This is a genomic window from Verrucomicrobiota bacterium, from assembly GCA_027622555.1.
Taxonomy (GTDB): Bacteria; Verrucomicrobiota; Verrucomicrobiia; order Opitutales; family UBA2995; genus UBA2995.
The window spans coordinates 1-19,818 of sequence record JAQBYJ010000099.1; the positions used below are offsets into that span (position 1 = coordinate 1).

At 48.2% G+C, this 19,818-nt stretch carries 18 protein-coding genes; 9 read left to right on the forward strand and 9 right to left on the reverse strand.

Features of this window, described 5'->3' with window-relative positions:
- Positions 1 to 158 precede the first annotated feature (158 nt).
- The 4 genes from O3C43_19775 to O3C43_19790 all read left to right on the forward strand — a co-directional run bounded on the left by O3C43_19775 (position 159) and on the right by O3C43_19790 (position 4,569).
- Positions 159 to 569 (forward strand): sulfatase-like hydrolase/transferase, encoded by a 411-nt coding sequence (locus O3C43_19775; GenBank protein MDA1068731.1) that lies wholly within the window; start codon positions 159 to 161, stop codon positions 567 to 569.
- A 15-nt stretch (positions 570 to 584) separates the two neighbouring features.
- Entirely contained in the window at positions 585 to 1,601 is a 1,017-nt protein-coding gene (locus tag O3C43_19780; protein ID MDA1068732.1) for a sulfatase-like hydrolase/transferase, read from the forward strand.
- 115 nt (positions 1,602 to 1,716) lie between these two features.
- A complete protein-coding gene (locus tag O3C43_19785; protein ID MDA1068733.1) occupies positions 1,717 to 2,952 on the forward strand; it encodes a hypothetical protein in 1,236 nt (411 codons plus the stop codon).
- Positions 2,953 to 2,985: 33 nt separating this feature from the next.
- On the forward strand, positions 2,986 to 4,569 hold the full coding sequence (locus tag O3C43_19790) for a sulfatase (protein MDA1068734.1): 1,584 nt from the start codon (positions 2,986 to 2,988) through the stop codon (positions 4,567 to 4,569).
- Positions 4,570 to 4,597: 28 nt separating this feature from the next.
- Here O3C43_19790 and O3C43_19795 read toward each other — a convergent pair whose 3' ends face one another.
- From O3C43_19795 to O3C43_19820, 6 genes are all read right to left on the reverse strand, one after another.
- Positions 4,598 to 5,749 carry a hypothetical protein gene (locus tag O3C43_19795; GenBank protein MDA1068735.1) on the reverse strand — a complete coding sequence of 384 codons (1,152 nt, stop codon included), beginning with the start codon at positions 5,747 to 5,749 and terminating at the stop codon, positions 4,598 to 4,600.
- Between the two features lie 379 nt (positions 5,750 to 6,128).
- On the reverse strand, positions 6,129 to 6,929 hold the full coding sequence (locus tag O3C43_19800; protein ID MDA1068736.1) for a GNAT family N-acetyltransferase: 801 nt from the start codon (positions 6,927 to 6,929) through the stop codon (positions 6,129 to 6,131).
- Positions 6,930 to 7,064: 135 nt separating this feature from the next.
- Positions 7,065 to 7,691, reverse strand: coding sequence for a dihydroxyacetone kinase subunit DhaL (dhaL, locus tag O3C43_19805; protein ID MDA1068737.1), 627 nt, complete (start codon positions 7,689 to 7,691; stop codon positions 7,065 to 7,067).
- 157 nt (positions 7,692 to 7,848) lie between these two features.
- Positions 7,849 to 8,844: a dihydroxyacetone kinase subunit DhaK gene (locus O3C43_19810; protein ID MDA1068738.1), complete on the reverse strand. Its 996-nt coding sequence runs from the start codon at positions 8,842 to 8,844 to the stop codon at positions 7,849 to 7,851.
- A 37-nt stretch (positions 8,845 to 8,881) separates the two neighbouring features.
- Entirely contained in the window at positions 8,882 to 9,700 is an 819-nt protein-coding gene (locus O3C43_19815) for a sugar phosphate isomerase/epimerase (protein MDA1068739.1), read from the reverse strand.
- Positions 9,701 to 9,737: 37 nt separating this feature from the next.
- A complete protein-coding gene (locus tag O3C43_19820; GenBank protein MDA1068740.1) occupies positions 9,738 to 10,778 on the reverse strand; it encodes a sugar phosphate isomerase/epimerase in 1,041 nt (346 codons plus the stop codon).
- 419 nt (positions 10,779 to 11,197) lie between these two features.
- On the opposite strand from O3C43_19820, the gene dapF reads away from it, so the two are divergent.
- Positions 11,198 to 12,007 (forward strand): diaminopimelate epimerase, encoded by an 810-nt coding sequence (gene dapF, locus O3C43_19825; protein ID MDA1068741.1) that lies wholly within the window; start codon positions 11,198 to 11,200, stop codon positions 12,005 to 12,007.
- A gap of 23 nt (positions 12,008 to 12,030) precedes the next feature.
- Here dapF and O3C43_19830 read toward each other — a convergent pair whose 3' ends face one another.
- The gene (locus O3C43_19830) at positions 12,031 to 13,098 is read right to left on the reverse strand and encodes a quinone-dependent dihydroorotate dehydrogenase (GenBank protein ID MDA1068742.1); all 1,068 of its coding nucleotides are present in this window, start codon (positions 13,096 to 13,098) and stop codon (positions 12,031 to 12,033) included.
- Between the two features lie 160 nt (positions 13,099 to 13,258).
- On the opposite strand from O3C43_19830, the gene O3C43_19835 reads away from it, so the two are divergent.
- On the forward strand, positions 13,259 to 14,029 hold the full coding sequence (locus tag O3C43_19835) for a hypothetical protein (protein ID MDA1068743.1): 771 nt from the start codon (positions 13,259 to 13,261) through the stop codon (positions 14,027 to 14,029).
- 39 nt (positions 14,030 to 14,068) lie between these two features.
- Here O3C43_19835 and hemB read toward each other — a convergent pair whose 3' ends face one another.
- Positions 14,069 to 15,079 carry a porphobilinogen synthase gene (gene hemB, locus O3C43_19840; protein MDA1068744.1) on the reverse strand — a complete coding sequence of 337 codons (1,011 nt, stop codon included), beginning with the start codon at positions 15,077 to 15,079 and terminating at the stop codon, positions 14,069 to 14,071.
- 105 nt (positions 15,080 to 15,184) lie between these two features.
- Here hemB and cysS point away from each other — a divergent pair, with 105 nt between their 5' ends.
- From cysS to thrS, 3 genes are all read left to right on the forward strand, one after another.
- Positions 15,185 to 16,630: a cysteine--tRNA ligase gene (cysS, locus tag O3C43_19845; GenBank protein ID MDA1068745.1), complete on the forward strand. Its 1,446-nt coding sequence runs from the start codon at positions 15,185 to 15,187 to the stop codon at positions 16,628 to 16,630.
- A 54-nt stretch (positions 16,631 to 16,684) separates the two neighbouring features.
- Entirely contained in the window at positions 16,685 to 17,371 is a 687-nt protein-coding gene (locus tag O3C43_19850) for a hypothetical protein (protein MDA1068746.1), read from the forward strand.
- 96 nt (positions 17,372 to 17,467) lie between these two features.
- Entirely contained in the window at positions 17,468 to 19,297 is a 1,830-nt protein-coding gene (gene thrS / locus O3C43_19855; GenBank protein ID MDA1068747.1) for a threonine--tRNA ligase, read from the forward strand.
- A 184-nt stretch (positions 19,298 to 19,481) separates the two neighbouring features.
- On the opposite strand, the gene O3C43_19860 is transcribed toward thrS, so the two are convergent.
- The coding region (locus O3C43_19860) for a tyrosine-type recombinase/integrase (GenBank protein MDA1068748.1) at positions 19,482 to 19,818 on the reverse strand (337 nt) is incomplete at its 5' end.

Consider the following 19,818-nt stretch of genomic DNA (forward strand, 5'->3'; position numbering starts at 1 on the left):
AAATCCCAGCATGATCTAGGTATCCCATTCCAAATGCTCGTCAATCACCGTGCCAAATAAAAATACCGTGCGGAACACAAGTAGGACATGACAATCTCCTTGCCCCTCTTGCTGCCCGCCAGTGTCCTATACGCTCAGCCGAACTCAAATAATGACCAATGAAAGAGCATAACCCACTCCAGACAGTTTTGAGAGCATTTGCAGTTGCAACACTGCTCGCCGCTACCGCCTGCTCGGCAGACAAGGAGGATACCAAGTCCTCAGCCAAACCGAATATTGTTTTCATCCTCGCCGACGATCTCGGTTACGGCGATATCGGTGCCTATAATCCGGAAGGAAAAATAGAGACGCCGCATCTTGATCAATTGGCTGCAGACGGATTACGGTTTACGGATGCTCATTCGGGTGGCTCGACTTGTGTCCCATCCCGCTATGGTCTATTAACCGGCCGTTTTGCAGCGCGTGCTAATTTACAAGTCCGGAATGGTCCGGTTATTAAAGACGATCAGTCGACCATTGCTTCCCTGCTCCAAGCGAACGGCTATCAAACAGCTATGGTCGGCAAGTGACACCAAGGGTTTGAAATGCTTCCATCAGAGGGACGTGAAACGCGATTCGATTATTCAAAACCACTCAGCGGAGGTCCGATTGATCGTGGATTCGATTTTTTTTTCGGGATGCATGCTTCACTCGACATTACACCCTATTTCTACATCCGTGGCAGAGACCCAGTTATGCCACCGACAGAAATTATCGAAGCGAGCACAAGCGTGGGAAGCGAAGATGGCTGGAATAATATTCAAGGCGCTTTCTGGAGGGAAGGACCGATAGCTCCTGATTTCGTTCATGAAGAGGTAACTCCAGTATTTCAAAAAGAAGCGGTGAAAGTAATTGAAAGCTATGCAGCCGGATCGCGACAGAAACCGCTGTTTCTATACCTTGCCCTACCCTCGCCGCACACACCGTGGCTGCCAACGGAAGCATTTCGCGGGAAAAGTGAAGTAGGCATGTATGGAGACTTTGTGATGCAGGTAGATGCACTGGTTGGAACCATAAGCGATGCATTAAAAGAAGCCGGAATGACGAAGAGCACTTTACTTATCTTCTCCAGCGACAATGGACCGGTGTGGTATGAAGAGAACACTCAGCGTTTTGGACACTCAGCAGCAGGGCCACTTCGCGGCAAGAAAGCCACCAAGTGGGAAGGGGCACACCGTGAGCCGTTTCTGATGCGTTGGCCGGCGAGGATTAAGGCCGGGTCAACGAACGACCGAACGATCTCTTTTGTCGACGTGTTTGCAACTTTTGGCGAATTGCTCGGATTGGAAACATTGCCGACTGGCGCAGCTCAGGACAGTGTGAGTTTTCTACCGGCCTTATTGGGGAAGCAAATGGAACCACGATCACCCATTGTCCACGATGCCCAATCCATCCGCTCCGGTGACTGGAAGCTGATTCTTCCAAGCAAAGGAAACCGGGGTTCGCCAGGTGAACTTTATAATTTGAGGGAAGATTTAGGGGAGCAAAGTAATCGGTACGAAACACACCCTGAGCTGGTGGAAAAATTTTCGAATCAACTAAAGTCGATTCTAGCTGAATAAAGATGAGCAATGAGCGAGTTAATCAGACTGAAGGCAGTATCAATTACTACCTGTTGTTCTTTTTCAAAAATCATTCACTGGACCTAAACCACCAACGCAGATAGAAATCTCAAATATGATACCGCTAAATAAACTCATCCCCCTTGTATTCCTATCTTTTAGCATATCTCTTTTAGCTGCAACCGGAGCCACAAAACCCGAGTACCCATCCGTTGACGATCTTCCTCATCAAAAAGGAATGCCCGACCCATTCTTAATGCATGATGGAAGTCGTGTGCAAACGCTTCAAGACTGGGAGGTTCAAAGAGAATATATAAAAGGCATGCTAGCCCATTATCTGTATGGGCAAGTTCCGCCAATACCCAAGCAGATTGAAGTGAAGTTGTTAGGCTCGGAAACCGTTTTTGATGAAACCGGAGTTAAGGAAAATTATTCACTGAGCATAAGCCGTAATGGGAAATCAGTTACGTGCCTGTTTGTCGTGGTTCGACCTTCAGCTAAAAAACGCTACCCCACCATCATTAAGAATGACCGGGTCACTCTTGATGAAGAACTGGATAGTGATACTGCATTCGCAGGCGAAGAAGCGGTTAAAAGAGGATACCTATTGGCCCGTTTTAATCGAACGGACCTCGCAACCGATACACGTGGAGAAGGCCGTGGCGAAGGCGTCTACCCACTCTATCCAAACTATGATTGGACAGCGTTATCCGTTTGGGGCTGGGGACATGCCCTGGTTTTGAATGCCCTGGATCACGTTGGCCTGACACAGCTGGATCAGGTCGTCGCAACCGGTCACTCCCGCGGAGGCAAGGCGGCCTTGTATGCGGGTATCTTCGATCAACGCATCGCCATCACCGCACCCAATTCATCCGGTACGGGCGGCACCGGAAGTTATCGCTTTTTCGAGGAAGGCCAAAGACCTCAAACGATCGAAAGCCATATCGGAAAAAACGATCGTTGGTTTCACGCCAACTATTTTACCTTTGCCACCAAGGAGGAGTTCATGCCTTTCGATTCCCATTTCTCCAGAGTGCTCATTGCCCCGCGGGCGTTTATCAATTGCCATGCACGCCAGGATTATCACGCCAATCCACTTGGAACTGAACTTACTCACCGAGCAACCCAAACGGTTTACGAATGGATGGGTGCTGAAGACAGTCTTGCGATTCATTGGCGCGAAGGTGGCCACGCTCAGAACAAAGAAGACTGGGCAAGCTTGCTCGATTTTGCCGATCTCCATTTTTTTGGAAAACCATCCAATACCGTTTTCAACAACTGGGCTTATCCAGATGCGGAATTACCATTTGATTGGGAAGCTCCCCCTGCGATCATAATCCAGCGCGATTGACTTGATGAGAATGGGGATCTAAATCGATCGGGCATGAAATTCAACCGACCTTTTCCCCTATTCTGTTTACTACCTTTCTTCGGTGCCAGTATCCACTGTGTGTTTCCAACAGTCGCAAGCGTAGCCGGCGAACCACCCAATGTCTTATTTTTGTCGATTGACGACTTGAACGATTGGATAGGCGCACTGGGTGGACATCCCCAGGCGAAGACACCCAATCTTGATCGACTGATTTCTCAAAGCGTCCAATTTAGCAACGCCCATTGCGCCGCACCCGTTTGCTCCGCTTCACGCCATGCTTTATTGAGCGGGCTTCGTCCTTCTTCAACCGGATGGTATTCCAATACCGCAAAAGACAGAGAGGACTATGAAAAGGTTTTGGGTGAAACCATTCCGATGCCGACCCACTTCAAACACAACGGTTACAAAACGATGGCCGCGGGAAAAGTCTTCCATAAAGGGACGAGCGACGTTGCCGGCTATGATTATTGGGATGAGGAGCGACCCCAGTATAAGTGGCCAAAAGATTTGGCTGCACATGGCCATGGTTACCAAGGGAAAAGCGGTGGGCACTTCCATCCTTTTCCACCCGATGGCGGAGGGATCTATCAGTTGTATCAAGAAGGTGTCGATGGTCAGTCCCTTTGCTGGGGGGCTTTGGAAAAAGCCGACATGCCACCCGAAGGAATGCCGGATGAACAGGTCGCGGCCTGGGCGGTGAGTCGATTGCAGGAAAAACAGGATAAGCCCTTTTTCCTCGCAGTAGGATTCGTTCGGCCACATGTGCCATACACGGCCCCCAAGGAGTTTTTTGATATGTATCCCATGGATAATATTATCATGCCGGTGGTTCCAGAAGACGAACTCAGCGATATTCCACTACTTGGCAAAACCATGGCGTATGGAACCATAGAAGGTGGGGATCATTATAATGTTCTCAAAGTTGGCCCAAACTATTGGAAAGAAATGGTTCGAGCCTATCTGGCCTGTGTTTCGTTTGTGGATGCGCAGGCAGGAAAAGTTTTGGATGCGCTTGAAGCCAGTCCTTATGCTGACAATACCATCGTCGTCTTTTGGTCGGACCACGGTCAGCACCTCGGCGAGAAACGTCATTGGAGGAAACAGGCGTTGTGGGAGGAATCCACCAGAGTCCCTCTGTCATTTAAAATACCACAGTCGAAACAGGCTGGTACCCGTTCCTCGCAGGCGGTGAGCCTGATAGACATTTACCCATCTTTGATCGAGTTGTGTGGATTGCCACCAGTAAAAGGATTGGAAGGAACCAGTTTGATCCCGCAGTTTAACAATCCCGACCAACCCAGAAGCGAACCTGCGGTCACCACCTGGTATTACAAAAACCACTCAGTCCGGGATTTGAATTTTCGATACATCCAATATAGGGATGGCAGCGAAGAACTGTACGACCACCGAAGCGATCCTAATGAGCATCATAACCTCGCAGATAACCCTGGTTACACCAGTGTGCTTAAGAACCTGGCCGCCCATATTCCAAGCAGGAATGTGATACCTCCGACCATGACCGATGGTGGTAATGATTCCTATGGGAAGAGGGTTGAGAAAATGAAAACCGAAGGCGTGCCAAACTGGTTGAGGTAGGCCTAAACCCATTCAGACCACTACTGGTCTAATTCCTGGAATTCTTTAAGCCTCCGATAGCCGCTGGTTGGGCCGTAAGACAGGCGACAACTTCTTCACGGGATAATATTCCATCTCCATTGGTTTCGCTATCCCACTTGTCGAAATATTCGTTGATCAGCGACCCGGGGCGACTGGCTTCCTTGCGGGTGATTTGATCATTTTGGTCAGCATCGAATCGTGAAAATATTTGAGGGGCAATTCCTGGGCCATAGGCGCGCTGGTTTGGCTGCTGAGCTTGCGGTGCTTGTTCTCGCTGTTGCGATCTTTGACGCTGTCGACCTTGTTGGTCTAGAATAAAATCATATTCCTCCCGTGAAAGTGAATCCGCAGGAGACCGAGATGCTTTACGGAAAAAATCTATAACGAATGCGCGATGCGTTTCCTTAACCTCACTTAAGGAGATGATGTTATCTTCGTTAGTATCGAGCGTACCAAAAATTTTATTCGGTGACCTGGAAGGTGCCTTAACTTGAGGAGGACTAAACGGTTTTCCATTCATTGCGTACAGTCTGGCAATCATGATTTGAGAAGCCGTGATAGGCTTCGTAAGGGTAGGAACGCGGCCCTCACCAGAACCCATCATAAGATTGTTATTTTTTTCAAAAATAGTGTGAGGCAATCCGAGGGAGTGTCCAAGTTCATGCGCTAGGACAGCAGGCGTCTGTATGCCTTTTGGGCCCTTCTTTGCATAAAATACCAAACCGTCTTCATTGGGCAAAAACACACCGCCTATACTACGTTCATAATCTTCCGCAATCACCACATTAAATCCATCCTTGAGTAACTGCTTTCGGGGCATATTCGATGCCAGCGCTTTAGCCAGAGTACCGACAGGATTCTCCATAGCTTTAGCAAAGTCTTTAGGCCTTCGTGCAACCACGTCGATGATGGATTCGATTTCCCAAACGATAGCCGACTGAGCCCAGGTCTCGTTGACCACTTCAAACTGCTGCCGAATTTCATCATCACTTAATGAACAGTTAAGACGGGCATCTTCGTCAGATGTAAATCGATGAACACGTACCGGCAAAGTAATTGTTTCGAACGAAATAATTAATTCATTTTGTGCGTTGAGGACGGTCAACGGATTCGAAACGAGTAAGGCTAAAAAGGTAAAGATCCTGTACGAAGTTTTCATGATAATCATGGTATGGTCTGAAATTGAGTCGGAAGCAAAATCGGGAATTGAAGAAACCGCTCAAAAGCCCGAATGCCCCTGCTTGGTCTGAATAAAACAATAGTCATCAGTCGAAGGACATTAAAAGTCCTAAATAAGAACAACTCCGATTCTTTCCAGTTGGTAGCATTCATCGAAAACAAAGGTAGGACCGACTTTAGTCGGGAATCACATATCGCGGTAAGAACCGCTCCTACACTTTATACCCCATTTTGTGACGGATTAAAAATCCAACCCCATGGTTTTGTGAATAATGATTCTGTCTCTTTTTATTAACAGAATAATGGGTACAGAATCATAGTTTTTTTGATCCCTTTGAAGGAGTGGCAGAACAACTCAACTAGCCTTTAACATCCAGCCTACGCCAACATAAGCCTGCTTGCAATGAGCAGAACTCGAATCCCAGTGATCGATAAATGCCTTCTGGCATTCCGTCTTTTTCAGCACAAATGATAAGATTGGGAGTGGTCTCAATTCCGTTGCGGCATACTTCATAGAGTAAAGTAGAACACACCCCTTGCCTTCGAAACTTTGGCGACGTTCCGATGTTTTGAAATCGTCCGATTTCCTTGTTCTCATCGAAGAATAGACCCATATCTCCAACGATAACACCATCGAGGAATGCTCCCCACCAGGCTCCTGCCTTGTTATCCTGAATAATTCGGAATCTCTCTATTTGTCGTTCCTTGAACGAGCGATAGCTGCCCAGGTCACCTCCATCATACCCAGATTCAATTTGAAGCTCCGTTACTTCCGCCCACTCATCGTCAGTTTCAATGCTTCGAACATTCAAATCTCGATTGAACTTTTCGGTCCTTATTAAACGGTTGAGCTTCAGCACAGCGGTACTTACAAAACTAAATCCATGCTCTTCGAATTGGGAAACCTCTCCACACTCTTCGGCATCCCAGCCAAACGCAATATGCTGGGTGTCAGCTCCGAACTCCCTTTCATGCAAGCTCATCCACAACCCAAAATCTCCTACTTTTGGCGGATCCTGAAAAAGAAGGTGATTCCCCCAATAGAAACCAGAATTCGTGGGGGTGCGAATGAGATAGTAATCCCCCCGGTCAACAAACTCTCCATTCAACCGATGGAAAAGGGATTCCGTCAGGTAACCTGGATTTGAAATGGGTTTCATCTGAGCGATAACGTGAATTGAATAGGCTCAATGTCCAACCGATGAAAAGAAGATCAATGAGTCAGTGCACCAATACCGGCACACTCGTCAAGAAAAGGCTAATCAATTTCTCCCGTCTACCCCTAAGCGAATTAATTAGCTCTTTGCGGCAAAGTCGCTGGCAGTTTTGAAAATGATTGAAACAGAGATAGCTCCCGCATCGGGATGCCCGAGGGTTTTTTCGCCTAGCGTTCGGGCACGGCCGAGTTGGGCGATCATGTCCTTGGTTTTTTCCATACCTGCTCTAGCTCCTTCCGCAGCAGCGGCGAGTGCTTCTTCTATGGATCCATCTTTTGCAGCAGCGACAGCTTCCTGAGCTGCCACCAATGCATCAACCATGGTTTTATCGCCAGGTTTGGCTTTTCCGATATTCATGACACCTTGAGTGCCGGCATCCAAAAAAGAAGATAACGATGGAGCGTCCAGACCTTCTGCTGAAGCAATCGCCATTCCCCCACTCTGAAAAAGCATTCCGAATACTGCACCCGAAGCACCACCCATGGTACTCATAAGGGCCATGCCCAGGGTCGTAAATACCTGACTGACTGAAGTGGGAGCCAAGGCCTCAAGCTGCGCTTTGGCCGCTGTGAACCCACGCGTCATTCCCAGACCATGGTCACCATCACCGAGTTGACGGTCGGCTTCACTCAGAACATCTTCATTTCTGATTATTTCATCGGATACAGCGATCATCATCGCTTTAACATCGTTGGCGTTGAGCATAATTTAGGTTGTCAAAAAATTTTAGATGATAACAAAAAAAAGGCACAGCGGGGACGCAGTGGCCCTACCCTCGCTGGAGTGAAAGGTTGGGCAAGAACATCCTTGCTCGGCAGATCGGTGGTTAAAGAAATCCATTAAAAAATCCAAGAACCCTTTACTAAAGTTTGGTGTAACCGAGAGAGGAACAAGGCATGTCCCACAATGGTTTCAGTTCATCATCCATTTTGGTAAGGCTGATTGAAATACCGGCCATCTCCTGGCAGGTGACTTTTTGACCAACGATGACGTCGTAAATTTTCACACCACGGTCTGTAAGAATCTGCTTAGCTTTTTTAAGAACGATCAAACACTCCATCAATGTGGTGGAACCCAGACTGTTAACCAGAATAACGACTTCATCGCCAGACTCTAATGGTAGATCATCTCCGAAAATCAGATCCATCATCTTGGTGGTCAATTCATCTGCGGGCATCATCTTTTCAATACCAACTCCTTGCTCACCGTGAATGCCCATTCCAATTCCAATGGAGTCTTCAGCTAGTTCGAACGTTGGCAGACCTGTCGCCGGAATGGACCCCGGTGCCAGAGCAACTCCAACTGAACGTGTATTGTCACGGGCCTTGGTTGTGAGTCGGACCAATTCGTCCAGAGAGTCGACACTGTTCGATGCGGCACCAGCCAGCTTTACGATAGGGATCAAACCAGCTATTCCACGGCGTTTATCTTTCTGGTCAGGTGGAGCAGAGGCAACGTCATCATAGATCAAAATCGTCTCAACCCTGATTCCTTCGGCCTTGGCCAGCATCTCAGCAATGTTGAAGTTCATCACATCGCCAGCGTAATTGCCGTACAAGTAAAGCACGCCATTGCCTTTGTTAACCGCCCGGGTGGCATCCAACATAATATTGGGAGGTGGCGCAGCAAAGATATCTCCGCAGGCAGCGCCATCGGCAAAGTTCTTTCCGACAAGTCCGTGATAGATGGGCTCATGCCCGGCTCCTCCGGCAACCAGCAATGCTACTTTATTGTCGGGAATGTCGTTCATCACAATTACACCCGGAGAAACCAGGCTGGCATCACCATTGTAATAATCGACTAAACCCTCCAATAGCTCGGCGGCCACGGTGTTGGGATTATTAATAATCTTCTTCATATAATTCGTCGAAAAGACCTAGGCTGTATTCCTGTGATTAGGAAATGATGGGCAGTAATTTTTCCTTACAATATTCACCATCGTGAAGCGTTACACCATCCGGATCTTCGATCGCTTCATCCGCTTCGTCCTCACACATGATCCAACCTTCATAATCTTCATCGGCAAGCCACTGGGTAATTGCAACGAAATCGATTTTGCCGTCGCCCATAAGCCTCCATTCAGGTTCACCATCCCAATCCTTGTAGTGCATGTGGTTAATCAATGGACGGAACTCGGCCATTTTGGAGATGACATCCATCCCTCCATTACGGATGTGCCCAACGTCAGGTGTCCAACCGGTGACAGTCGGATCCAGGCCGTTTAAAATAACATCGTAATCTTCAGCAGTGCGATTGATGGAAGTCTCTGGTGAGTTTGGATGGAAGGAACACTCGACGCCGGCCTCGACCGCTCTTTTTGAAACGGCGTTCACACAGGAAACCAGGTTCAGACGGCGTTGCTCGAGATCGTGACGTCCCGTTGGCATTTGAACGGTGCAAAGCTTTGATCCGGGAAACTGTTTCAATAAATCGATACAGGCATTGGCCCCGGCGATTTCCTCAGCTGTTTCCTCAGCATTGTTCCAATCGTGGACCAGCGCTATTCCAGAAAGAAGCACATTATGCTGGTCGAGCTTTTCTTTTAGTAGAACGGGATCAGTCAGGTCACCCATCCAAAAGTGCATAGGTTCAATCCCGGTGAACCCCGCCTTGTTGACCATCTCGATCATATGGCCTAATTGATTTTCATATGCTTTTCCTGATTCACGCATGAACCAGGTGTATACTTCTGCTCCTAGTAATATTTTTCCCATGGTATTAACTATTGAATGATTAAGTGATTGAAATGAATTAAGACCAACCGTGTGCGTCCTGGACTGAGATCATAGAGGCCAGGATGGTGTTCCAGGTATTCTGATCGTGCATAATCTTGTTCGGAAACATGCAACCGTCCCAGCAGATGTGCTCGATACTTTTGCGGGGCGCCCCGTTTTCGTCGTTTAGCCAGTAACCAGCTGCCCAGGCAACGTCGAGTTTCCCGTTAGGATCATCGGCCAGACAGTGCTTACCCGTTTTGTCGTGAGAACCGGAGCCGTGAACCGTGCCGTCATTCTGGGCCACGTGAAAATCAATGGTGTAGGGACGCAAGGCATCCGTCATTTCCTTATAAGCTGCAGCCAAAGCATCTTTATCATCCCATGAAAAGTCAGCGGGAAGAATACGATGTTCTTCAGCATTGTAACCGAGCAGGTAAAGCATGGAGTGAGCGAGATCAGCTTGAAAGCCTAGTGTGTCGCCGGCATCGGCAAGTTCGAAAGTGCGCAGCATCCATTTCCAACTGTGCATGCCGCCCCAACAGATTTCTCCTTCGGCGGCTAATCGTTCTCCATGACCTGCAGCGATGGCAGCAGCTTCTTTAAATGTCTGCGCGATTATGGCGGTATTTCCGTCTGGATCCTTGCTCCAGGTTTCGACGTCAGTTGCCGAGTCGATTCGGATTACTCCGTATGGACGAATACCGAGGTCCCTTAGTTTACCTCCAATGACACAGGCCTTTTTGACCATGTCTAAAAACATACCCCGCTGGGTCTCGTCTCCCATGGCGGAACCACCACCGAGTCCATCCCACACGGGAGCCACCAGGGAACCGGCCACCAGGTTGTGTCCTCCGAGCTGATCAGCCAGTGCTTTCAAATCGTCGTCAGAGGAATCGATCGCGACGTGGGGTTCAGACAGAAATAAATCAACACCGTCGAACTTGCGTCCATTTACCTCGGAGTTGGCGGTGAACTCGATCATTTGGTCGAGGCTGATAAAAGGCTCTTCATCAGATCCTTTGCCGACCACGCCGGGCCAGGTTGCATTATGGAGTTTCGGTTTAGAATTACTCATACAAAGTATTTAAAAAGGGTTATCGATTGAAAGAAAGGCAGTCGAAACCACCAGCAACAATTTGTATTTTATTTTTAACGCGCACGCCCAGCAAAAAATGGAAAAACTCGAAGATTAACCAGGATCATTTTCCGGATTGTAAGATTATTGGGACAATAACGTCCAAATTATCGTCCGCAGTGGATGTGATTCTTTCTGCGGGGAGGTCCGAGGTATTTTTGCCTCTTTATGTTCAGACTCATCTGAAGCGGACCGCTCGGCGATCGGTCCCTACCCTGGATTTGTCTAACTTAGGTAGGGCGGTTTTGCCAAAACCGCCGTCAGGGATTTACCCCGTAGAAAGAATCACACCCTCCCCTGTCCGAGGATTGAGGATCTACTTGAAATAGTTTGAAAACACGCTTTCATCCCCCAACCAAATGAAGATCGACTTTACAAAGATGCACGGCGCCGGAAACGACTTCGTGGTAATAGACAACCTCGGTGGAGCTTTGGCGTTAACCATTGAGCAGATTGCGTTTCTATGCGATCGACGCTTTGGTGTTGGGGCTGATGGACTATTACTGCTCGAAAAAGGTACGAACGAAGATCTCGATGCTGTTATGGTTTACTATAATGCGGATGGTTCTCGGGCAGAGATGTGTGGTAATGGTGCCCGTTGTTTCATTTCATTCGCTTTAGCCCACAATCTGGGATTAAATGGCAGATTGAAGTTTCGCACCGATGCCGGCGATATGGTAGGTATCGCAGATAACGGAAACTTCACGGTTCAGATGACGCCAGCTTTGGATACCAAGTTGAATCAAACGATCAAACTAAAGGCCGGGGAGGCCATCGTGCACTACTCGGATACCGGGGTTCCCCATGTGGTGAAGTTCGTTGATGATGTTCAAGCAGTAGAAATTAAGACCGAAGGATCTGAGCTTCGATTCCACGAGGCATACCACCCACGCGGTGCCAACGTAAACTTTGCCCAAATTAAAGATGATCATATCGTCGTTCGCACCTATGAAAGGGGAGTTGAGGATGAAACACTTGCTTGCGGAACAGGCGTTACCGCCGTGGCCATCCTGGCTCATCTGGTAAAAGGTGTCGAAAAGCCCGTTAGCCTCAAAGTCGCTGGCGGAGATACCTTGAAAGTGAATTTTCGCGTAGAAGATGATACCATAGACCAGGTTACCCTTACCGGGCCCGCGAAGGTTGTGTATAGTGGCTCGATTGATATCTGAGGACAGGGAAACCCCAAACCTTTTTAAAAGGAAGTCCGATGACCGTGGGATAAGGCCCAGGCTACTTGATGAGGAAAAAGCGGTCCACGGTAAATGAATCCGGTGTAAATCTGTACAAGAGAGGCACCGGCAGAGATTTTCTCACCTGCCGCTTTGGTATCCATGATCCCACCCACCCCAATGATTGGCAGTTTGCCCGAAGTAGCACGACTAATATAGCGAATGATTTCGGTTGAGCGCTTTTCGACAGGTCTTCCGCTTAAGCCTCCTGCTTGATTAACTTCGGCAAACGGGCCCGGTCGAGCCAAGGTTGTATTCGTCGCGATAATTCCACCGTATCCAAGATCCAATAGCGTCTCCAAAATGAAATCGATTTCACGAAATGTTAAATCGGGAGCTATTTTAAGGAGGATCGGTAATCGATTCACGCCCAATTTTTCGCTTCGACTTTTATTAGCAGAGGCGATTTCACCTAACAAGGCGGGCAAATGATCTGAACCCTGAAGTTTCCTAAGGTCAGGTGTATTGGGACTACTCACATTGATGGTAAAGTAGTCGGCGTAGTCAGCCAGAAGCTCGAACGATTTTAAATAATCTTCAGTAGCCTCCTCAATAGCCACAATTTTGGATTTACCGATATTGATGCCAACTGGGATTCGGCGTTGGCTTCCTCTAGGCTGTTTGGCAAGAAGTTGAGCAACAAATTCGGCACCTTCGTTGTTAAAGCCCATGCGGTTGATGACCGCCTCTTCCTCTGGGAAACGAAAGACCCGAGGCCGAGGATTTCCGGGCTGCGGGTGGAAAGTAACCGTCCCTACTTCTACATGACCGAAGCCGAAGGCGGCAGCGGCTGGCCAGAAAGCCGCATTCTTATCCATCCCGGCCGCAAGTCCTACGCGATTAGGAAAATCCAAACCAAACAAGCGAATAGGTTCGGAATGAGGTGGTCTGAGGTAGCGTGCTTCCAAAAATCGACATACCCAAGGCAGGTGACTTAATGCTTTCAAAAATGTCACACCTTGTTCGTGAGCGGTCTCAGCATCTTGTCGAAACAAGATGGGCCGGACAACCGATTCATAAAATTTACCCATGGAAATCTAATCAATGGTGTACATGTAAAAGTAAAATATGAAAGAAAGTTAGAAAAAAAACTTGTCTTTACCGAGGGAGGAACAAATTGAAGGATGCAATAGTTTTTTAGCGAAAATATCAACGAACAAGACCAAATCTCATCCCGCTCCTAGAATCCGCATGTCAACTAAATCCAAGAAGCTTGAATGGCTCATCGTTTCCCTCCGTGATGATCTCAATTGGTGGGTCATTGAAGTAAGCGAAAATATTCCCTGGGACCTGGATAATCTCGGAATCATAGATCCCAAACAATGGGCGTATTTGATAGACCTGCTTGACGCTCTTCGCGAATACGGATTGGACACAGATATTGTCGAAGCGGCATTTATTCCCTACTCCATCGACAAAGATTTAGGTGATCAACAAATACGTTTGTTGAAGTCTTCGGAATCTTTGTTCGATTCGGAAGAGATTCTGTTTATCCTTCCCGATGCGGTAGAAGATGATGAGACAGGTCCTTTTGCCGACTTCCTCGATCACATTACCACGCTTCGTGTAAAGCTTCTCAATGATCTGATCGACTTTGAAAAAAACATGACCATCACCGAGTTGGAAGAAGACTTGCGCGATGAGATGAGCAATCAATTCTTTGAAGGCAAGAACCTGCACTACTTTTCGGAAATTACCGCTATCCTTGATTACACACCTGCCGGATATTCTTTGGACGAGGATGATGACGAAGAAAAGCCCGTTGCCGAAGAAGAAGAAATTGTCGAAGAGATTCCTGACTTGGAAGATTCAGATGAGGTCATAGCTCCCGATGATACGATGAAGTGGGACGACGATGACGAAGAAGAAGAAGAGGAGGAGGATGAGGACGATGACGACCTTGTAGAAGTTCCTGGTCCTCCTGACTTTCCTGATGACGACGAAGACGAAGAAGGCAAATAGTAATAAAATTACTACCTGCTTTTCCGGTTCAACAACAAATCAACTTAATGATTGAGCAACGGCCTTGGCAAAATAGGTCAGAATCATATCAGCGCCTGCGCGTTTGATCGCCAGTAGCGATTCATCCCTGGTTTTTTCAAGGTCAAGCCATCCCAACTGAGCTGCGGCATGAATTTGCGCATATTCCCCAGAGACCTGGTAGGCTGCGATTGGCAAATCTGAATTGTTGCGCAGATCTCGAATGATATCCAGGTAAGGCCCAGCCGGTTTTACCATGAGAATATCTGCGCCTTCCTCCGTATCCATCTGACTCTCCAAAGATGCTTCCAGGCGGTTGGCAGGATTGAGCTGATAGGTTTTCTTGTCCAGGCCAGTGGTTCCGGCCGCTTGGGCACTTCCAACAGCTTCCCGAAACGGTCCATAGTAGGCGGATGCAAATTTGGCAGAGTAAGCAAGGATGCCTGTTTCAGTAAAACCGGTTTCGTCCAAGGCTTCACGCATGGCGCCAACTCGTCCGTCCATCATATCAGACGGAGCTACCAGATCTACACCGGCTGCGGCTTGTTGCTGAGCCATTCGACAAAGAATTTCAACGGTGGGATCATTTAACACTTTGGAACCCGAATCATCCAGGATTCCATCGTGCCCATGCGACGTATAGGGATCGAGTGCGACATCCGTAATCAATATCAATTCAGGAATCTCCTGTTTCAAACGACGCACAGTTCTTAAAACCAAATTGTCTTCATTGGTTGCCTCTGTGGCTTCATCGTTCTTTAGCGATGGATCGACCTGAGGAAACAGCGCAACACCAGGAATTCCCAGAGCGTGCAACTCTTTACACTCTTTGACCAGGTCTTCGAGTGATAAACGAAAGACGCCTGGCATAGATCCTACCGCTTCGGGTGGGCCGTCACCTTCTTTAACAAACAGAGGCGCAATGAGGTCGTTTTTGCCAACGCTGGTTTCTTCAACCAATTTGCGGATTCCAGCGCTACGTCTCAAACGACGCGGCCTTCGAAGTAGATTTAGTGCGAATTCAGTTTCCATTCAATTCGTAAACAATGGGATTGATTCAAAGAATGCAAATCCTGATAGTGCTCCGTTTTCCCAATTCCCGCAATTGTAAACACGTCCCAGACCGCTAATTACCGCATGGATTCACCACTCAGGCTCTACGATACGATGACCCGCAAAGTTCAGCCGCTGTTCGCGGAGGATGGTACGCAATTTCGCTTATACTGCTGTGGTCCCACGGTTTATGGTCCTGCCCACATAGGAAATTTCAGGGCGTTTCTTGCCCAGGATGTGTTGCGAAGAACTCTCGAAGTTGCCGGACTGAATCCATACCTTGTGCGCAATATTACGGACGTGGATGACAAAACCATTCGCACCGCTCAGCAGGAGGGTAAAACCCTGGAAGCATTTACGAATTACTGGACAGATAAATTCCATGTAGATTCGGAAGCGTTGAATATCATCGCGCCCCACCAGGAACCGAAGGCAACGGACCACATTCCTCAACAAATTGCGTTAGTTGAAAAACTCATTGAAAAAGACCTGGCCTATGCGGCAGCGGATGGCTCGGTTTATTTCAAAGTAAGCGCCTACCCAGCCTATGGTAAGCTTTCCCGCCTGCAGGATCGCGTGATCGCCACCCAAACAACCACAAGCGCCGGTGAGCTGAACGACGCGGATGAATATGATCGGGAATCCGTAAACGACTTTGCACTGTGGAAAGCCAGAAAACCAGAAGATGGAAACAATTTCTGGGAAAGCCCGTGGGGAGAAGGTCGACCGGGTTGGCATCTGGAATGTTCGGCCATGAGCCAGCAATACCTGGGTGAAAGCTTTGACCTCCATGGAGGAGGAATCGATCTCTGTTTCCCTCACCACGAAAACGAAATTGCTCAAAGCGAAGGCGCGAACGGAAAACCCTTTGCACGCCATTGGTTTCACAACGCCCATTTGCAGGTTGAAGGACAAAAAATGAGCAAGAGCCTGGGGAATTTATTTACGGTGGAAGAGCTTCAGGAAAAGGGTTTCACGCCCATGGAGGTGCGCTACACACTTATCTCAGGGAATTACCGGCAGCCGTTGAATTTTACTTTTGCTTCTTTGCAAGCGGGTCGAAGCGGAATGAAGAAGATGGAAAAGAGCCTCATCCCTTTCCTCGAAAAGGCCGACCTGTCGCAGGACGATTTTCTAAAGCTGAGTGCACCACCCTTCCCTACTGATTGGGGCTATTTTGCTCCAGCCTGGGAAGGTCTGGCCAATGATCTGAATGTGTCTCAAGCAACCGCCGGGATCTTTGGCGGATTGGTTCAACTTGAAAAATCGGATGCGGATGCGGAAACCATTCGGAGTGAATTGAAAGCCCTGGCTGGGGTTCTTTATGCAATTGGCATCCAGTTGTTTCAAGAAGTCGAGGAAGCGGAATTGGAAATTCCCGAGGCTATCCGCACCCTGGCTGAGGAACGTTGGCAAGCCAAGCAAGACCGTGACTGGGAGAAAGCTGACAAACTCAGAAAAGAATTACAGGCGAGTGGTTGGAATATTCTGGATCAAAAAGAAGGCTATGAAATCAGTTCCATAAAATAGTTGGCCAACAAAACGGTTTTGTGGAAGATATATCCAACGAAAACCACATTCATTATGCCCCAAACCTATCGCTTCTTCCTGGGATTCTTATGCCTCATAATAGGCCCGCTCGTTTCGAACGCTGACAAGTCAGAAGGACTACCCGAAACAATCGATCCTGACCGCTACTACCTGTTTTACCTGCATGGCCAGGTTGTCGAAGGTTCAGACGGAACGCCTAACCATCCGGACTACGGCATCTACAAATACCCGGAAATTGTTGAGAAACTGGAGGAAAAAGGATTTTGGGTTATCAGCGAAATCAGGAAAAGGAACACCAATCCGTCTACTTACGCCGACTTGATATCCTTTTATGTGGATCAGTTGAAAGAAGCGGGCGTGCCGTCCTCACACATAACAATCGTCGGAGGTAGCAAGGGCGGAATCATTGCGTGTTACGTTTCCAATAAGCAGAAAGACAAGGACCTGAATTTTGTAATTCTGGCTGGTTTCTTTTATACCCTCAGAGATGATCCCAACATGGAAGTCTCGGGACGAATCCTATCCATTCACGACTCATCCGACACCAACAACATCAATCCCAAATATTTCCTGAAGAAGTCGCCGGGAGTCAGCGAACAACGTGTCGTTATTACTCGGGAACGATGGGGGCACCGACTCATTTTTGAGCCTTGGGATAGATGGGTAAAAGAAGTTGTGGCCTGGAGCGGTATTCCCAAGAAGTCCAAAGGCAAAGATTGATCCCTTGACTTGTTGAGGGACTGGAAATTTCCTCGGCCTTTTTTATAAGCCAAAAACTCCTTTCCAAGCGCCCTTCTACCGGGCATTTATTGCACCATGAAAGAAATGTCACCTCTTGAAGAAATCCGCCATTCCTCGGCGCATATTTTGGCGACGGCTGTGCTCCGGCTCTTTCCGGAAGCCAAGCTCGATATTGGCCCACCAACAGATAGCGGATTTTACTACGATTTCGATATCCCTCACAAGTTTACCGCCGATGACCTTGAGGCCATCGAAGCGGAAATGAAGAACGTGATCAAAGAGAACCAACGTTTCGAACGTTTTGAAAAACCCCGCGAGGAGGCAATCGAGCTCATCAACGAGATAGGCCAGGCAGAATACAAACTCGGTCGATTGAATGACATCCCGGAAGGAGAAGCGATTAGCTTTTACCGGAATGGTGAGTTTGTCGATCTGTGTGCAGGCACGCACGTAAACTATTCCAAGAAAATCAAAGCGGTGAAGCTGCTCAGCATCGCCGGGGCCTACCACCGCGGTGATGAGAAGAACAAGCAACTGCAGCGAATTTATGGCACCGCATTTGCCTCCAAAGAAGAGCTGCAGGAATATCTTGATCAGCAGGAAGAGGCCAAGAAACGCGATCACCGAAAAATCGGGAAAGACATGCAACTGTTTCACATCGATGAAGCCGTCGGCCAAGGTCTGGTCCTTTGGACACCCAAAGGCTCCATCATACGCAACGAGCTACAGAATTTCATTTCCGAGGAGTTAAGAAAACAAGGCTACGACCAGGTTTATACACCCCACATTGGGAAGCTCGAACTTTTTAAAACATCGGGCCACTTTCCTTATTACCAGGATTCACAATACCCACCGGTCATAGACCGTCAGTCGCTGGCTGATTTGGCAGATGCAAACAAATCCTGCTCGGACCTAACGAACCTTTTGGAGGATGGACAAATTGAAGGCTACCTTTTGAAGCCGATGAATTGCCCCATGCACATCAAACTCTTTGATTCCCAGCACCACTCTTATCGCGACCTCCCTCAACGTTTTGCTGAATTTGGAACTGTGTATCGTTGGGAACAATCGGGCGAGCTGAACGGCATGACACGCGTCCGGGGATTCACTCAGGATGACGCCCATATCTTTTGTACCGATGAACAAGTAAAAGATGAAATCCAAGGTTGTCTTGATTTGGTAAAGACGGTTTTCAATGTGCTCGGCATGGAGGATTATCGCGTTCGCGTAAGTCTTCGCGATCCGGATTCTACGAAATATGTAGGATCACCAGAGAATTGGGAAAAGGCTGAAACAGCTCTACGTGAGGTTGCCGCAACACTCGGTGTGCCCTTCTCAGAGGAGCCCGGAGAAGCCGCCTTCTATGGTCCCAAAATCGACTTCGTCGTACGCGACGTGATTGGACGTGAGTGGCAGTTGGGAACGGTTCAAGTGGATTACAATCTGCCGGAACGCTTTAACTTAAGCTACATCGGAGCTGATAATAAGCCGCACCGTCCGGTAATGGTTCACCGTGCGCCCTTTGGTTCCATGGAACGGTTTTGCGGAGTATTGATTGAACACTTTGCTGGAAACTTCCCAACCTGGTTGGCACCCGAACAAGTTCGCCTGTTACCCATTAACGACGCGGTCCTGCCTTTCACTCAAGAAGTGGAAGCACAACTCAAAGCCAAAAAAGTCCGGGTAAAGATCGACGCCATGTCAGAAAAACTCGGAGCAAAAATCCGACGCGCAGAAATGGACAAGGTACCTTTCGTCGGAGTAATCGGCGGAAAGGAAGCAGAAGAAAAAACGGTGACCGCCCGCTCCCGCGTGGCCAAAAGCAAGGAAGGCCCGTACCCCGTAGCCGAATACATCGATCTCATTCTCAATCAGATTAAGAATAAGACACTGCCGGAAACGTAAAGTTCAACAGACTGGATCACTGGTCAGTTCTTGAAGACCAAAAGGGCCAATCAATGAATAATTGATCGCTCACCCTCTCCGGCTACTTCTATTACCTGCCGTAATCATCCGGTAGAGAATGTTACCTTTCAGTCACCGCACTGCGAGTAAACGTAAGGGTACGTTTCATCTTTCGCAGGAAAACCTAGCCAAGCGCATCCAACGGACTCGGCACTCCAATTCCCGGCTTTACCATGACGTGAGTGTAGATCATCGTTGTATCCAGATGACTGTGGCCTAGCAATTCTTGAACAGTCCTGATATCCATTCCGGCCTCCAGCAAATGCGTTGCGAAGGAGTGACGAAGGACATGACTGGTCACCCGCTTGGAGATACCCGCAAATTCAGCGGCCTTTGTTAGTTGTGCCTGATAGGGTGGCGGAGGAACATGATGTCGTCGAACAACGCCACTTCTAGCACCATGTAACACATAAAGTTTCGTATAGACAGGCTTCTGAGATTGCGCCATGTTTGAGTCATGG

Coding starts and splice junctions, on each gene's coding strand:
- O3C43_19775 (MDA1068731.1), top strand. CDS start 159: ATGAAAGAGCATAACCCACTCCAGACAGTTTTGAGAGCATTTGCAGTT.
- O3C43_19780 (MDA1068732.1), top strand. CDS start 585: ATGCTTCCATCAGAGGGACGTGAAACGCGATTCGATTATTCAAAACCA.
- O3C43_19785 (MDA1068733.1), top strand. CDS start 1,717: ATGATACCGCTAAATAAACTCATCCCCCTTGTATTCCTATCTTTTAGC.
- O3C43_19790 (MDA1068734.1), top strand. CDS start 2,986: ATGAAATTCAACCGACCTTTTCCCCTATTCTGTTTACTACCTTTCTTC.
- O3C43_19795 (MDA1068735.1), bottom strand. CDS start 5,749: ATGAAAACTTCGTACAGGATCTTTACCTTTTTAGCCTTACTCGTTTCG.
- O3C43_19800 (MDA1068736.1), bottom strand. CDS start 6,929: ATGAAACCCATTTCAAATCCAGGTTACCTGACGGAATCCCTTTTCCAT.
- dhaL (MDA1068737.1), bottom strand. CDS start 7,691: ATGCTCAACGCCAACGATGTTAAAGCGATGATGATCGCTGTATCCGAT.
- O3C43_19810 (MDA1068738.1), bottom strand. CDS start 8,844: ATGAAGAAGATTATTAATAATCCCAACACCGTGGCCGCCGAGCTATTG.
- O3C43_19815 (MDA1068739.1), bottom strand. CDS start 9,700: ATGGGAAAAATATTACTAGGAGCAGAAGTATACACCTGGTTCATGCGT.
- O3C43_19820 (MDA1068740.1), bottom strand. CDS start 10,778: ATGAGTAATTCTAAACCGAAACTCCATAATGCAACCTGGCCCGGCGTG.
- dapF (MDA1068741.1), top strand. CDS start 11,198: ATGAAGATCGACTTTACAAAGATGCACGGCGCCGGAAACGACTTCGTG.
- O3C43_19830 (MDA1068742.1), bottom strand. CDS start 13,098: ATGGGTAAATTTTATGAATCGGTTGTCCGGCCCATCTTGTTTCGACAA.
- O3C43_19835 (MDA1068743.1), top strand. CDS start 13,259: ATGTCAACTAAATCCAAGAAGCTTGAATGGCTCATCGTTTCCCTCCGT.
- hemB (MDA1068744.1), bottom strand. CDS start 15,079: ATGGAAACTGAATTCGCACTAAATCTACTTCGAAGGCCGCGTCGTTTG.
- cysS (MDA1068745.1), top strand. CDS start 15,185: ATGGATTCACCACTCAGGCTCTACGATACGATGACCCGCAAAGTTCAG.
- O3C43_19850 (MDA1068746.1), top strand. CDS start 16,685: ATGCCCCAAACCTATCGCTTCTTCCTGGGATTCTTATGCCTCATAATA.
- thrS (MDA1068747.1), top strand. CDS start 17,468: ATGAAAGAAATGTCACCTCTTGAAGAAATCCGCCATTCCTCGGCGCAT.